This window comes from Sphingomonas sp. H160509 (assembly GCF_024124765.2).
Lineage (GTDB): Bacteria > Pseudomonadota > Alphaproteobacteria > Sphingomonadales > Sphingomonadaceae > Sphingomonas.
On the sequence record NZ_JAMXSR020000002.1, the window covers coordinates 1,983,192 to 1,997,087 of the forward strand.

At 66.1% G+C, this 13,896-nt stretch carries 12 protein-coding genes and 3 pseudogenes; 13 read left to right on the plus strand and 2 right to left on the minus strand.

What is annotated here, in order from left to right; translation table 11 throughout:
• The first annotated feature begins 55 nt into the window (after window positions 1-55).
• From spt to NHF48_RS11420, 8 genes and pseudogenes are all read left to right on the plus strand, one after another.
• Window positions 56-1,318: a serine palmitoyltransferase gene (gene spt / locus NHF48_RS11385; RefSeq protein ID WP_253071182.1), complete on the plus strand. Its 1,263-nt coding sequence runs from the start codon at window positions 56-58 to the stop codon at window positions 1,316-1,318.
• A 97-nt stretch (window positions 1,319-1,415) separates the two neighbouring features.
• Window positions 1,416-3,381: pseudogene (locus tag NHF48_RS25980) on the plus strand (ATP-binding protein).
• Window positions 3,382-3,470: 89 nt separating this feature from the next.
• Window positions 3,471-4,664 (plus strand): LPS export ABC transporter permease LptF, encoded by a 1,194-nt coding sequence (lptF, locus tag NHF48_RS11395; protein WP_175518216.1) that lies wholly within the window; start codon window positions 3,471-3,473, stop codon window positions 4,662-4,664.
• On the plus strand, window positions 4,661-5,758 hold the full coding sequence (gene lptG, locus NHF48_RS11400; RefSeq protein ID WP_056489568.1) for an LPS export ABC transporter permease LptG: 1,098 nt from the start codon (window positions 4,661-4,663) through the stop codon (window positions 5,756-5,758). The genes lptF and lptG overlap by 4 nt, the downstream gene beginning before the upstream one ends.
• 79 nt (window positions 5,759-5,837) lie before the next feature.
• Window positions 5,838-6,254 (plus strand): VOC family protein, encoded by a 417-nt coding sequence (locus NHF48_RS11405; RefSeq protein ID WP_093398802.1) that lies wholly within the window; start codon window positions 5,838-5,840, stop codon window positions 6,252-6,254.
• A 7-nt stretch (window positions 6,255-6,261) separates the two neighbouring features.
• Complete coding sequence (gloB, locus tag NHF48_RS11410; protein ID WP_253071183.1) at window positions 6,262-6,987, plus strand: hydroxyacylglutathione hydrolase; 726 nt, start codon at window positions 6,262-6,264, stop codon at window positions 6,985-6,987.
• 39 nt (window positions 6,988-7,026) lie between these two features.
• Window positions 7,027-7,443: a hypothetical protein gene (locus NHF48_RS11415; protein WP_253071184.1), complete on the plus strand. Its 417-nt coding sequence runs from the start codon at window positions 7,027-7,029 to the stop codon at window positions 7,441-7,443.
• Window positions 7,444-7,488: 45 nt separating this feature from the next.
• Window positions 7,489-7,809 carry a hypothetical protein gene (locus tag NHF48_RS11420; RefSeq protein WP_253071185.1) on the plus strand — a complete coding sequence of 107 codons (321 nt, stop codon included), beginning with the start codon at window positions 7,489-7,491 and terminating at the stop codon, window positions 7,807-7,809.
• A 178-nt stretch (window positions 7,810-7,987) separates the two neighbouring features.
• On the opposite strand, the pseudogene NHF48_RS11425 reads toward NHF48_RS11420, so the two are convergent.
• Window positions 7,988-8,771 (minus strand): annotated as a pseudogene (locus NHF48_RS11425) (crotonase/enoyl-CoA hydratase family protein).
• A gap of 93 nt (window positions 8,772-8,864) precedes the next feature.
• On the opposite strand from NHF48_RS11425, the gene NHF48_RS11430 reads away from it, so the two are divergent.
• Window positions 8,865-9,320 carry a PaaI family thioesterase gene (locus tag NHF48_RS11430; RefSeq protein ID WP_253071186.1) on the plus strand — a complete coding sequence of 152 codons (456 nt, stop codon included), beginning with the start codon at window positions 8,865-8,867 and terminating at the stop codon, window positions 9,318-9,320.
• The gene (locus NHF48_RS11435; protein ID WP_253071187.1) at window positions 9,317-9,706 is read left to right on the plus strand and encodes a PaaI family thioesterase; all 390 of its coding nucleotides are present in this window, start codon (window positions 9,317-9,319) and stop codon (window positions 9,704-9,706) included. The genes NHF48_RS11430 and NHF48_RS11435 overlap by 4 nt, the downstream gene beginning before the upstream one ends.
• A 126-nt stretch (window positions 9,707-9,832) precedes the next feature.
• On the opposite strand, the pseudogene NHF48_RS11440 reads toward NHF48_RS11435, so the two are convergent.
• Window positions 9,833-10,958, minus strand: a pseudogene (locus tag NHF48_RS11440) (PQQ-dependent sugar dehydrogenase).
• A gap of 178 nt (window positions 10,959-11,136) precedes the next feature.
• Between NHF48_RS11440 and rimP the strand changes: the two are divergent.
• The 3 genes from rimP to NHF48_RS11455 are packed head-to-tail and all read left to right on the plus strand — an operon-like array spanning window position 11,137 to window position 13,759.
• Window positions 11,137-11,733, plus strand: coding sequence for a ribosome maturation protein RimP (rimP, locus tag NHF48_RS11445; RefSeq protein ID WP_056051561.1), 597 nt, complete (start codon window positions 11,137-11,139; stop codon window positions 11,731-11,733).
• Window positions 11,733-13,523: a transcription termination factor NusA gene (nusA, locus tag NHF48_RS11450; RefSeq protein WP_253071188.1), complete on the plus strand. Its 1,791-nt coding sequence runs from the start codon at window positions 11,733-11,735 to the stop codon at window positions 13,521-13,523. Before rimP ends, nusA begins: the two co-directional genes overlap by 1 nt.
• Window positions 13,523-13,759: a tautomerase family protein gene (locus NHF48_RS11455; RefSeq protein WP_253071189.1), complete on the plus strand. Its 237-nt coding sequence runs from the start codon at window positions 13,523-13,525 to the stop codon at window positions 13,757-13,759. Before nusA ends, NHF48_RS11455 begins: the two co-directional genes overlap by 1 nt.
• Window positions 13,760-13,896 lie beyond the last annotated feature (137 nt).

Genomic DNA, 13,896 nt, shown 5'->3' on the forward strand with positions numbered 1-13,896 from the left:
GGCTACTCGGGACGAACGGTTGGGATACACATTCCAACCTCATGGAATCAATAGAATGACCGAAGCCGCCACCACCGCCCACGCCCTCCCCGTCGACGCTCCGGAGGTCGCCCCCGAACGCGACCTGATGTCGAAATTCGACGCGCTGATCGCTGAACGCGAGGCGCTGATCGCCAGTGGCGTGCGCAATCCGTTCGCGATCGTGATGGACGAGGTGAAGGGCCCGACGCAGGCGGTGATCCGCGGCAAGGACACGATCCTGCTCGGCACGTACAACTACATGGGCATGACGTTCGATCCCGACGTCATCCAGGCGGGCAAGGACGCGCTCGACGCGTTCGGGTCGGGCACCAACGGCAGCCGGATGCTCAACGGCACGTTCCACGACCACATCGACGTCGAACAGGCGCTGCGCGAATTCTACGACATGACCGGCGCGATCGTGTTCTCGACCGGGTACATGGCCAATCTCGGGATCATCTCGACGCTCGCCGGCAAGGGCGAATACGTCATCCTCGACGCCGACAGCCACGCGTCGATCTACGACGGCTGCAAGCAGGGCAATGCCGAGATCGTCCGCTTCCGCCACAATGACGTGACCGATCTCGACAAGCGGCTCGGCCGCCTGCCGAAGGAAGCCGGCAAGCTGGTAGTGCTCGAAGGCGTCTATTCGATGCTCGGCGACATCGCGCCGCTGAAGGAGATGGTCGCGGTCGCCAAGAAGCATGGCTGCATGGTGTTGGTCGACGAGGCGCATTCGATGGGCTTCTTCGGCCCCAACGGTCGCGGCGTGTACGAGGAGATGGGGCTGACCGACGAGGTCGATTTCGTCGTCGGCACCTTCTCGAAGTCGGTCGGCACGGTCGGCGGGTTCGTCGTGTCGAACCACCCGAAGTTCGAGATGGTGCGCTTCGCATGCCGTCCGTACATCTTCACCGCGTCGCTGCCGCCGTCGGTGGTCGCCACCGCCGCGACCTCGATCCGCAAGCTGATGACCGCGCACGACAAGCGCGCGCAGCTCTGGAAGAACGCACGCCGGCTGCACGGCGGGCTGAAGGCGATGGGCTTCAAGCTCGGCACCGAGACGTCCGACTCGGCGATCATCGCCGTGATCCTGACCGACCAGCAACAGGCGATCGCGATCTGGCAGTCGCTGCTGGAGGGCGGGCTGTACGTCAATATGGCGCGGCCGCCGGCAACGCCCGCCGGGACGTTCCTGCTGCGGTGCTCGCTGTGCGCGGAGCATACCGATGAGCAGATCACGACGATCCTCGGCATGTTCGAGACGGCTGGCCGCGCCGTCGGCGTGATCGGCTGACGGTTTCCCTCCTCCCGCGGGGAGGAGGAAACATCCGTGAAATGTTCGATCCGTACCGGCATTCCAGGTCATTGCGTGTGGGCAACGACGCGTTAGGATGCCGGCCGTGACGCAAGACGAGGTCGAGATGGCGGCCCAGGGAGGCGGGGCGAGATGGCGCATAGCCATGCTGGTCGTGATGGGCCTGCTCGGTGCGGCGGTGCTCATTGCGCTGATCGTGACGCTCGGCCACGCCAATCGCCAGCGCGACCGTGCGCTCGAACTACAGGCGCACAGCTATGACGTGATGATCCTCGCGCGGACGCTGTCCGGGACGATCGCGCGGTCGGAGGCGTCGCTGGGGCGGTACGTCATCAGCGGCGACAAGCAACTGGGGCAGCTCTATTTCGACGAATGGTTGCTCGCGGGGACGCAGATCGACCGGCTCGACCAGATCACCAACGACAATCCCGAGCAGCAGCCGCGAGTCGATCGGCTGCGTGCCGCCTATGACGCGCGCGGGCGGGAATTGTCGCTGACGGCGCTCAACACGCGCTACGGCAAGAACGGCCAGGCGCTCGCACGCTATTACCAAGGGCGAAAGGCGCCGACGCTCATCGAGATCAACACGACGCTCGATACGCTGATCGCACGCGAGCGCGCGTTGCTCGACGACCGGACGGCGGCGGCCTTGGGGTCGGTCGAGCGGTCGAGCTGGGTCGCGGGGGTGCTCGCCATCTTCGGTGTGCTGATCGTGCTCGGCGCGATCCTGCTCGGCTGGTTCACGATCCGCGCGGTCGGCGAGCGGGCGACCGCGCTGGCCGATGCGGAGCTGGAACGCGAGCGCGCGGACGAGCTGACCACCGCGGTCGCTGCCGCCACCGCCGAACTGCGCGTGCAGGGAGGCCAAGCTGCGCCAAATCCAGAAGATGGAGGCGGTCGGGCAGCTGACCGGCGGGATCGCGCACGACTTCAACAACATGCTGGCGGTGGTGCTGGGCGGCCTAGAACTGGCGCGCCGCAATCTCGCGAGCGATCCGGCCAGCGTACGCCGCCATATCGACAGCGCGACCGAGGGTGCGAACCGCGCCGCAGCGCTGACTCGCCGGCTGCTCGCCTTCAGCCGCGAGGATTCGCTGAAGGCCGAGACGATCGACGCGGCGGCGCTGGTCTCCGGGATGTCCGACCTGCTCGACCGCACGCTGGGGGACGCGATCACCGTTATCGTGCGCGACGATGCGGTCGGCGGGTGCGTCCGCGCCGACCGCGTCCAGCTGGAGAACGCGGTGCTGAACCTGGCGGTCAACGCGCGCGACGCGATGAACGGACGCGGCACGCTGACCGTCGCGACCGGCACGATAACTTTGGCAGCGGAGCAGGTCGGGCGGTGCGCGGCGGGCGATTACGTCACGATCATGGTCGGCGACGATGGCTGCGGGATGGCGCCCGACGTCGCCGAGCGCGTGTTCGAGCCGTTCTTCACCACCAAGGAAGTCGGCAAGGGCACCGGGCTCGGGCTCAGCCAGATCTTTGCGCTGGTCCAGCAGTTGCACGGCGAGGTCGGCATCGTTTCTGCGCCGGGCGAAGGGACGACCGTCACGCTCTATTTCCCGCGCGCCGCCGAGCTGGTCGCGACGCCCCTGCCGACCGTCCCGATCGCGATGGTCGAGCCGATCGCGCCGACGATGCCCGAGACGTTGCAGATCCTGGTGGTCGAGGACGATCCGCGCGTGCTGGCCGCGACGACCGGCGCGCTGGAGGAGATCGGGCATCATCCGATAGCGTGCGACGATCCGCTTGCGGCGCCGGCGCTGCTGGCGGCGAACCCGGGGATCGGGCTGATCATTTCCGACGTGCTGATGCCGCGCCAGACCGGACCGGAGATGATCGCCGCGCTCTCGCCGCTCTACCCGCACGTCGCGGTGCTGTTCGTCACGGGCTTTGCCGGCGAAGTGAACGTCGCGCAGTTCGGCGGACACGAGGTGCTGCGTAAACCGTTCACGCTCAACGGACTGGAGCGCGCGGTCATGACGGCGATGGCCACGGAGCGCCGCGAGACGAACCACCCGATCGCCGCGGAATGATCGTTCACTGACGCGTTGCGATTGAGGATGACGCCTCGCCCCGGCGCCCCTATACCCGCGCGACCCAGCATACCGAGCCCAACCCGCGCATGAAATCCATCGACCGCTACATGGCCCGGCTGATCGCGGTGCCGCTCTTTTCGACGCTGCTGATCGCCGTCATGCTGTTCGTGCTCGATCGCATGCTCGGGCTGTTCAATTTCGTCGCGACGCAAGGCGGGCCGATCAGCGTCGTGTGGCGAATGCTCGCCAATTTGCTGCCCGAATATTTGGGGCTCGGTATCCCGATCGGGCTGATGCTCGGCATTCTGCTCGCGTTCCGCCGGCTGTCGACCTCGTCGGAGCTGGACGTCCTGCGCGGCGTCGGCATGAGCTACAACCGGCTGCTGCGCGTGCCGTACATGTATACGATCGCACTGGCGCTGCTGAACCTTGCGATCGTCGGCTATGTTCAGCCGATCGCGCGCTATTATTACGAAGGCCTGCGGTTCGAGCTGCGCACGGGTGCGCTCGGCGCGTCGATCAAGGTCGGCGAGTTCACCAATCTCGGCGACCGCATGACGCTGCGGATCGAGGAGAGCAAGGACAAGGGCCGCGAGCTGTCCGGGATCTTCGTCCATGCGTCGAGCCAGAATGGCGACTGGCTGGGGGTGACCGCGGAGAAGGGCAAGTTCCTCGCGACCGACGATCCCAACGTCATCATCTTCCGCCTTGCGAACGGCACGCTGATCCACAACCGGCCCGAGTTCAAGACGCCGCGCGTGCTGACCTTCAGCAGCCACGATCTGCCCATCAACCTGCCCAAGTTCGAAAGCTTCCGCAGTCGCGGGGGGCGCAATCTCGAATATACGCTGCCTGAACTCGCCAAGCAGGGTCAGCGCGGCGCGACGCTGGAGCAGCGCGACGGCAGCCGGTCGGAGTTCCATTTCCGGCTTGCCGAGGTCGCGACGATGTTCCTGTTGCCGCTGCTCGCGCTCGCGCTCGGCGTGCCGCCCAAGCGATCCTCGTCCGCGCTCGGCGTGTTCCTGTCGATCGTGATGATCGTCACCTATCACAAGGTGAACCAATACGCGGCGGACGTCGGCGAACTCGGGCGGATCGATCCAATCATCGCGCTGTGGGTGCCGTTCACGATCTTCGCCGGGCTGATCCTGTGGATGTACTACACGATCGCCTATGTCCCCGGCGGGCAACCGATCGGTGCGCTCGAACGTGTCTTCTCGAAGACGTTCAAGGCGATCACCAAGCGTATCCCGGGCTTCCGTAAGAGCAAGGCCGCATGAACATCGTCAGCTTCTTCCCGTCGCGGACGGTCGCGATCTACATGGGACGGATGTTCCTGGTGCGGACGTTCGCGGTGCTCGCCGCGCTCGTGCTGGTGCTCCAGGCGCTCGACCTGCTGAGCAACTCCGGCGACATCCTCGCCTTTCCCGGCAATGGCGATGCGCAGGTCTGGCAATATGTGTCGCTGCGCGCGCCGCAGATCGTCTCGCGGTTCCTGCCGTTCTCGGTCCTGCTCGGCACCATCCTGACGCTGATCACGATGAACCAGAACAGCGAGATCGTCGCGCTGAAGGGCTCCGGCCTGTCCGCGCACCAGGTACTGGCGCCGTTGCTGGTCGCGAGCCTCGGTGTCGCGGTGATCAGCTTCGTGTTCAACGACCGCGTAGTGGCGCGCGCGACGGCGACGCTGAACCAGTGGCAGAAAGTGAATTACGGCAAGCTGCCGATCGATCGCGGCGACCGCGCGAACGTGTGGGTGCGCGACGGCGACGACCTGATCGAGGTCGCGCAGATCCGCGGGCGCGGCGACGCGACGCGGCTTGGCGGCATCACGCTGTATGATCGCACCGGCGGCAACCTCGTCGCGATCCTGCGGGCGGATCATGGCAGGCGCGTCGCGAGCGGCTGGGAGGTAAGCCCTGCGACCCGGTTCGACGTGAAGAGCGGCAACGTCCGCCCCTTGGGCGCGGTGGTGATCGCGAAGGACGTGCGGCCGGACCAGTTCACGCTGGCGAGCGTCGATGCGGACGGACTGTCGTTCGGCGCGCTGAAGGCGGCGATCGCCGACTTGTCCGACGCGGGGCGGCCGACCAAGGCGCTCGAAGGATCGTTGTGGCACAAGCTGTCGGGGCCGCTGTCGTCGGTGCTGATGCCGTTGCTCGGCGCGGTCGCAGCGTTCGGGATCGCGCGATCGGGCAAGCTGTTCGTGCGCGCCGTGATCGGCATGGGGCTCGGTTTCGCGTTCTTCGTCGCGGACAATTTCGCGCTCGCGATGGGCAATCTCGGCGCCTACCCGCCGTTCCTCGCCGCGTGGGCGCCGTTCCTGCTGTTCTTCTTCATCGGCGAGGCGGTGCTGATCCGGTCGGAGGAATAGGGCGCCGCCGGTCGGTCGTACCCTTTCACGCCACCGCCCCCGTCCCTATCTGCTGGTCCGAACAACCCTCGGAGCAAGCATGAAATACCTCCACACGATGATCCGCGTGACCGACCCGGCGAAGACGATCGCGTTCTTCGAGACGCTGGGGCTGAAGGAGGTCCGCCGGATGGAGAACGAGAAGGGGCGGTTCACGCTCATCTTCCTGTCGGTCCCCGGCGACGAGGGCGCGGAAGTCGAACTGACGCACAATTGGGATCCGGAGGAGTATGGCGAGGGCCGCAATTTCGGTCACCTCGCCTACCGCGTCGACAATATCTACGACACGTGCCAGCGGCTGATGGATTCGGGCGTGACGATCAACCGGCCGCCGCGCGACGGCCACATGGCGTTCGTGCGGACGCCCGACAACATCTCGATCGAGCTGTTGCAGGCGGACGGCGCGCTCGATCCCGCCGAGCCATGGGCGTCGATGCCCAACACCGGCAAGTGGTGACACGCTGATGCTCGATATCGTCCGCGTTCCGGTGCTGGCTGACAACTACGCCTGGCTGATCCACGACACCGTCTCAGGCGAGACGGTGGTGGTCGATCCGGGCGAGGCGGGGCCGGTGATCGCCGCCGCGAAGAAGCGCGACTGGCGCATCGACCGGGTGTGGACGACGCACTGGCATCCCGATCATACCGGCGGCAATGCCGAGATGAAGGCGTATGGTGCGACCGTCGTCGGGCCGGCGGCGGAGGCGGACAAGATCCCGACGCTCGACGAGCAGGTCGGCGAAGGCGATGTCGTCCGTCTTGGTGTACACGAGGCGAGTGTGATGACGGTGCCGGGGCATACGCAGGGGCATATCGCGTTCCACTTCGCCGACGATGCGGCGATCTTCACCGGCGACACGCTGTTCGCGATGGGCTGTGGGCGGCTGTTCGAGGGCACGCCGGCAGACATGTTCGCGAACATGCAGCGCTATGCGACGCTGTCGGACGAGACCGAGGTGTTCTGCGGGCATGAATATACGCAGAGCAACGGGCGCTATGCGCTGGTCGCCGAGCCGGACAATGCCGACATCGTCGCGCGAATGATCGAGGTCGATGCGGCGCGGGCGAAGGGCGAGCCGACCGTGCCGACGACGATCGGGCGCGAGCGGGCGACCAATCCGTTCCTGCGGGCGACGTCGGTCGAGCAGCTTGCGGGATATCGTGCGGCCAAGGATGCGTTTCGCGGGTGAAGCGCGTATAAGGGCGATGGGATTTTGAGGAGCGTTGCGATGCGTATGCGGACCCTGCCACTCTTGATGCTGCCGGCGCTGATGCTGGGTACGTGTACGCAGACCCAGGCGGAAGTCGAGCGCGCGCAGGTCCGCGAGGCGGGCGTGCAGGAGAAGCTGGCGAAGGAACTCGCTGGGCTCGTGCCGGGCAAGCCCGAGTCGTGCATCAGCCAGTTCCCGCAGAAGCAGAGTTCGGGTTACGGCGCGACGATCCTGTACCGGGTGAATAGCGGGCTCGTGTACCGCAGCGATACCGTCGGCGGGTGCGAGGGGATCGCGCGCGGCGATATCCTCGTGACGCGGACGCCAAGCGGGCAGCTGTGCCGCGGCGACATTGCGCAGACGTTCGACCAGGCCTCGCGCTTCCCGACCGGGAGTTGCAGCTTCGGCGACTTCGTCCCGTATCGGAAGCCGTGATGCGCGGGGCGGTTCTCGCGGCGGTGGCGCTGCTGATGGTGGGGGGTGCTCGGGGCTGGCAAGTCCGACCCGCTGGAGGGCCGGGTTGCGGGGGCGCCGGTGCGGTGCATCGACCTTCAGCAGCTCAATGGGCCTGAAATCGTCGACTCGCAGACGATCCTGTATCGGCAGTCGGGCAAGCGGATCTGGAAGACGGGGCCGGTCGGCGAGTGTCCTTCGTTGCGGCCATTGGATACGTTGATTGTCGATGTTTACGGCGGGCAATTGTGCCGAAACGATCGGTTCCGGACGGTGTCGGTCGGTATGTCAATTCCGTCTGGGTATTGCCGGTTCCGGGATTTCACGCCGTATGACAAGGTGAAGTAGACGCATCCACGCTACACATTCGCCACCCCGGCGGAGGCCGGGGCCCAGTTGGGGGACGCTGATGGCGTAAGACAGCGCTCCGTTACAACGACCTTTCCAACTGGGCCCCGGCCTTCGCCGGGGGTAGAAGTAGGGTTGAACGTCGCCCTTCTCTCGTCACCCTGACGGAAGGGTGGGCTCAGTCCGCGAACACTGCCGCCCGCTTTTCCATGTTGGCCCGCACCTGTTCTACTTGGTTCGGCGTGCGGATGACCTTGAGTTGCTCTTCGGTTTCCGCGTGCAGCACTGCCGCCGCGTCCGCATCCGCCGCGAGGTTATAGAGCGCTTTCGACCCGCGGATCGCGTGGGGGGTTCCTCGCCGCGATCTCGCGGGCGAGCATCATCGCCTCGCCGAGCGGGTCTTCGGACAGGCGCGTGACGAAGCCGTGCCGCAGCGCTTCCGCGCCATCGAACTCGCGGGCGGTGTAGGTGAGTTCCCGCAGCACGTCGTCGCGGGCGAGCGTGCGCCAAAGCGCGATGCCGGCCATGTCGGGGACCAAGCCCCAGTAGGTTTCGCGGATTGCGAAGCGGGCCCTCGGGTGAGCGATGCGGATGTCGGCGCCCGACATGATCTGGAAGCCGCCGCCGAACGCGACGCCGTGGACGGCGGCGATCACCGGCATCGGCAAGGTCCGCCAGCCCCAGGCGACCTGCTGGACGAGGTTGGCACCCTCCTCGGTCCGGTCGCCGAGCGCCAACCCGGAGCCACCGTTCGCCATCGATGCCATGTCGAGGCCAGCGCAGAACGCCTTGCCTTCGCCGGAGAGGACGACGCAGCGGACTTCGGTCATCCCCTTGAGTCGGTCGATCGCGGCGGCGATGCCCTCGAACATCGCCGGGTCGATCGCGTTCATCTTGTCGGCGCGCGCGAGGCGGACGTCGGCGATGCCCTCGGCGACGGTAATCGTGACCCGGTCGTTCATTCTGGCGATCCTCTCGATCTTTGCGCGGACGCTAACCGGCCCCGCCCTCCCCCGCAATGTTGCGCGCGGCCACCCGGCGTGTAGAGGCGGGCAATGGCTGGTTTTGATCCACAATGGTTTGCGACGCGCGGGTTCGGCGGGCACGGCGCCGCGCTGGGGATGCGCTATCATGCGCATGGCGACGACTGGGCGGAGCTTTCGCTGCCGTATGACGAACGGCTGATCGGCGACCGCGCGAGCGGCGTGATCGCGTCGGGGCCGATCATCACGATGATGGACATGGCGACGAGCCTCGCGATCTGGATCAAGCGCAACGCGTTCGTGCCGCACGCGACGCTCGACCTGCGGGTCGATTACCTGCGGCCGGCGACTCCGGGAAAGACGGTGATCGGGCGCGGTGAATGCTACCGGATCACGCGCTCGATCGCGTTCGTGCGCGGGCAGGCGCATGACGGCGACCCGAACGATCCGCTCGCGCATGTCGCGGGGACGTTCATGGTGGTGGGCGATGTCGCCGGCATGGGTCTCAACAGGAGGATCGAGGCATGACGATCGGCCTGCCGCCCTATGCGGAGATTCTCCGCGTGTCGGTCGAAGCCGAGAACGGCGCGCCGCCGGTATTGCTGATGCCGTTTGCCGACGACGTGCTGGGGCGGCCGGGGTTTTTGCACGGCGGCGCGATCTCGGGGTTGCTGGAGATGGCGGCGATCGCGGCTTTGCAGCATGCGCTGGAGGCCGAGGGTGGCGGGCGGATCAAGCCGGTCAACGTTACCGTCGATTTCATGCGGGGTGGTCGGGACAAGCCTACGCGGGCCGCGGGCGTGGTGACTCGGTTGGGCACGCGGGTGGCCAATGTCGAGGCGACCGCGTGGCAGGACGAGCGCGACAAACCGATTGCGGCTGCGCGGATGAACTACCTGATCGTGCGGGATTAGCGCACTTCTACTCCCCCTTCCGCTTAGCGGGAGGGGTCGGGGAGGGGTGTGCCTCACAGACCGGACGCCAGTACGTACGTCGCGCCCTCCCCTAACCCCCTCCCGCAAGCGGGAGGGGAATTTAGGTTACTTCGCGGTCAGTTTGATCAGGCGGCCTTGTGAGTCGCCGCCGTCTTCGAGGACCCAGATCGCGCCGTCGGGGCCTTGTTCGACTTCACGGATTCTTGCCCCCATGTCCCATTGGTCGCCCTTGGCGGCGTTGGTACCGGTGAGGTGGACGCGGACGAGGGACTTCGAGGACAGACCGCCGATGAACGCGTCGCCCTTCCACTCCGGGAACATGCTGCCCGAATAGATCATCAGGCCGCCGGGCGAGATCACCGGGTTCCAGAACACCTTGGGAGGTTCGTAGCCATCGCCGGGCTTGTGATCGGGGATATCCGAGCCGTCGTAATTGCTGCCGTTCGAGGCGTTGGGCCAGCCATAGTTGAGGCCGGGCTTGATGAGATTGACCTCGTCGCCGCCCTTGGGGCCCATCTCCTGCTCCCAGAGATTGCCCTGCGCATCGAACGCGATGCCAAGCAGGTTGCGGTGGCCGTAGCTCCAGATTTCGGGTGCAAAGCCCTTTGCCACGAGCGGGTTGCCGGGGGCGGGTTTCCCGTCGAGCGTCAGGCGCAGCACCTTGCCGAGCGTCATCTTCGGGTCCTGCGCAGGGGGTGAACTTCTGGCGCTCGCCGTTGGTGAAGAACAGGTATTTGCCGTCGGGCGAGAAGGCGATGCGGCCGGAGTAGTGGCCGTTGCCCTCCACGAACGGACGCGCACTGAACAGCGCTTCGATCTCGCCGAGACGCGTGCCGCCACCACCATCCGGACGCAGGCGGCCGCGCGCGAGGACGACGCCCTTGCCGCCCTCGCCTGCGGTCGAATAGCTGAAATACACGCGGTTGCTGGTCGCGAAATCGGGGGCGAGGACGACGTCCATCAAGCCGCCCTGCCCGGCCGAATCGACCGTGAGCGTCGCGACCGTCTGGCGCGACTTGCCGTCCGCGGAGACTAGCAGCATCTGGCCCTTCTTCTCGGTTACTAGCATGCGCTTGTCGGGCAGGAACGTCATAGCCCAGGGCGATTCGAAATCGGCGACTACAGTTTCCTTGAACGGCTTGCCCGCCGCGGCCGGTTGTGCCGAACAGGCGGTCGAAGCGAGCAGCGTGGTTGTCAGCAACCCAGTGGCGAACAGCGTTTTGCGAATCATGATCTTCTCCCGGAAATCCCTGCGCTAACGCAGCGTCCTAAACGAAGGTTGCTCCCGCTTGCGGAGCAGCGCCACCCCGCGTATAGAGGCACCACTTCTCTACATCGCCAGATGAAGAGGCTGCGGGGCTTGCTCCGCGGCGGCAATCACCTGTGCTTTGGCCCTGTTTGGAATTTCGATGGCGAATATCGCCCTGCTGACCGACCTGATCGAACCCGAGGCGACCGCGCTCGGCCTCAGCCTCGTGCGCGTGCGCATGCAGGGCGGCAAGTCCGATCCGACGTTGCAGGTGATGGCCGAGCGCCCCGACACCCGCCAGCTGGTGATCGAGGATTGCGCCGAGCTGTCGCGCCGGATCTCGGACAAGTTCGATGCGCTCGAAGCCGAGGGCAAGGATCCGGTCGGCGAGGACGCGTATCGTCTCGAGGTGTCGAGCCCCGGTATCGATCGCCCTCTGACCCGGCTCCAGGACTTTGCAGACTGGGAAGGCCAGGAGGCACGCATTCGCCTGGTCGAGCCGTTCGAGGACCGCAAGCAGATCTCGGGTAACCTGATGGGCGTCGAGGGGACGAAGATCACCGTCGACGTCAACAAGCACAAGCTCATGACGATCGACTTCAGCCAAGTCGCCGACGCCAAGCTCGTCATGACCGACCGTCTCATCGCCGCGACCGCGCCGCTTTCGATCGAAGGCGCGGACGAGGTTTTCTATCAAGATACGCCCACCGATGAGCCCGATGCTCACGAGGCCGACACCGAAGAAGGACAGCATTGATGGCCACGGCAGTCACCGCAAACCGCGCGGAACTGATCGCGATCGCGAATTCGGTCGCGTCGGAGAAGATGATCGACAAGGCGATCGTGATCGAGGCGATGGAGGACGCGATCCAGCGCGCCGCCCGCTCGCGCTACGGCGCCGAGAACGACATCCGCGCCAAGCTCGATCCGAACACCGGCGATCTGCGCTTGTGGCGCGTCGTCGAAGTGGTCGAGGCGGTCGACGATTATTTCAAGCAGGTCGACGTCAAGGGCGCACAGAAGCTCCAGAAGGACGCCGCACTCGGCGACTTCATCGTCGATCCTTTGCCCCCGATCGAGTTCGGCCGCATCGCCGCACAGGCCGCCAAGCAGGTCATCTTCCAGAAGGTCCGCGACGCCGAGCGCGAGCGCCAGTTCGAAGAGTATAAGGACCGCGCCGGCGAGATCATCACCGGCGTCGTCAAGCGCGTCGAGTTCGGCCATGTCGTCGTCGACCTGGGCCGCGCCGAGGGCGTCATCCGTCGCGACGCGCAGATCCCCCGCGAAGTGGTGCGCGTCAACGACCGCATCCGCTCGCTGATCCTCAACGTCCGCCGCGAGAACCGCGGGCCGCAGATCTTCCTCAGCCGCGCGCACCCCGACTTCATGAAGAAGCTGTTCGCGCAGGAAGTGCCCGAGATCTACGACGGCATCATCGAGATCAAGGCCGCGGCCCGCGATCCGGGTTCGCGCGCGAAGATCGGCGTCATCTCGCATGATTCGAGCATCGATCCGGTCGGCGCATGCGTCGGCATGAAGGGCTCGCGCGTCCAAGCCGTCGTGCAGGAAATGCAGGGCGAGAAGATCGACATCATCCCCTGGTCGCCCGACATCGCGACCTTCGTCGTCAACGCGTTGCAGCCGGCATCCGTGTCGCGCGTCGTGATCGACGAGGAAGAAGAGCGCATCGAGGTGGTCGTTCCCGATGATCAGCTTTCGCTGGCGATCGGACGTCGTGGCCAGAACGTGCGGCTTGCGTCGCAGCTGACCGGCAAGGCGATCGACATCCTCACCGAGGCCGATGCGTCGGAGAAGCGCCAGAAGGACTTCGTCGAGCGTTCGGCGATGTTCGAGAAGGAGCTCGACGTCGACGAGACGCTGGCGCAGCTGCTGGTTGCCGAAGGGTTCACGAACCTCGAAGAGGTCGCCTATGTCGAGGTCGAAGAGATCGCCGGCATCGAGGGCTTCGACGAGGATCTGGCGGGCGAGTTGCAGAACCGCGCGACCGAGGCTTTGGAGCGTCGCGACGCGGCGAGCCGCGAAGAGCGTACCGCGCTCGGCGTCGAGGACGCGCTGGCTGGCATGCCGTATCTCAACGAGGCGATGCTGGTCACGCTCGGCAAGGCGGGCATCAAGACGCTCGACGACCTCGCCGATCTCGCGACCGACGAGCTGGTCGAGAAGAAGCGCGTCGAGCCACGTCGTCGCAACGAGGACGCGCCGAAGCGGCCTGAGCCCAAGGGCGGGATTCTCGCGGAATATGGCCTGAGCGACGAGCAGGGCAACGAGATCATTATGGCCGCTCGCGCGCACTGGTTCGAGGACGAGGCTCCCGAGGCTTCGGCTGACGAAGTCGAGGCGGACGAGACTCCGGTGGAAGAGGCTTCGGCTGACCACGCTGCGGTCGAGGAGGCTGCAACTGAAGAGCCGACGGCCGACGATGCCGTGGCTGAGGACTCTTCGGCGGACGACGCTTCGGTCGAGGACGCTTCGGTTGAAGACGCGGCGGACAAGACCGACACGAAGAGCGAGGGCGACAAGGCCTGATGCCCTTCGTCAGCATCCGCATCTCGGGGTCCGCCACCAAGGACCAGAAGTCCGGCATCGTCGCCGACGTCACCCAGTCGCTCGTGCAGCGGCTGGGGAAGAACCCGGCTGCGGTGCAGATCGTGATCGAAGAGGTCTCGACCGAGAATTACGGCGCGGGCGGCCAGCTGCTGGTCGAGCGCGACGCTCCCAAATCTCCGGCGCAGGAGGACGCACATGCGGAACCCTCCCGATGACACTGCGCCGTTAAACTCCCCTCCCGCTCGCGGGGAGGGGTCGGGGAGGGCAGCCACGGCTGCCGCCCCTGCGGATAGCCCCCCCCCTGACCCCTCCCGCGAGCGGGAGGGGAATGAGCCCGTTCGCAAGTGCATTC

What these genes read in the sequence shown, in the direction of transcription:
- spt (WP_253071182.1), top strand. Translation starts at nt 56, where the DNA reads ATGACCGAAGCCGCCACCACCGCCCACGCCCTCCCCGTCGACGCTCCG.
- lptF (WP_175518216.1), top strand. Translation starts at nt 3,471, where the DNA reads ATGAAATCCATCGACCGCTACATGGCCCGGCTGATCGCGGTGCCGCTC.
- lptG (WP_056489568.1), top strand. Translation starts at nt 4,661, where the DNA reads ATGAACATCGTCAGCTTCTTCCCGTCGCGGACGGTCGCGATCTACATG.
- NHF48_RS11405 (WP_093398802.1), top strand. Translation starts at nt 5,838, where the DNA reads ATGAAATACCTCCACACGATGATCCGCGTGACCGACCCGGCGAAGACG.
- gloB (WP_253071183.1), top strand. Translation starts at nt 6,262, where the DNA reads ATGCTCGATATCGTCCGCGTTCCGGTGCTGGCTGACAACTACGCCTGG.
- NHF48_RS11415 (WP_253071184.1), top strand. Translation starts at nt 7,027, where the DNA reads ATGCGTATGCGGACCCTGCCACTCTTGATGCTGCCGGCGCTGATGCTG.
- NHF48_RS11430 (WP_253071186.1), top strand. Translation starts at nt 8,865, where the DNA reads ATGGCTGGTTTTGATCCACAATGGTTTGCGACGCGCGGGTTCGGCGGG.
- NHF48_RS11435 (WP_253071187.1), top strand. Translation starts at nt 9,317, where the DNA reads ATGACGATCGGCCTGCCGCCCTATGCGGAGATTCTCCGCGTGTCGGTC.
- rimP (WP_056051561.1), top strand. Translation starts at nt 11,137, where the DNA reads ATGGCGAATATCGCCCTGCTGACCGACCTGATCGAACCCGAGGCGACC.
- nusA (WP_253071188.1), top strand. Translation starts at nt 11,733, where the DNA reads ATGGCCACGGCAGTCACCGCAAACCGCGCGGAACTGATCGCGATCGCG.
- NHF48_RS11455 (WP_253071189.1), top strand. Translation starts at nt 13,523, where the DNA reads ATGCCCTTCGTCAGCATCCGCATCTCGGGGTCCGCCACCAAGGACCAG.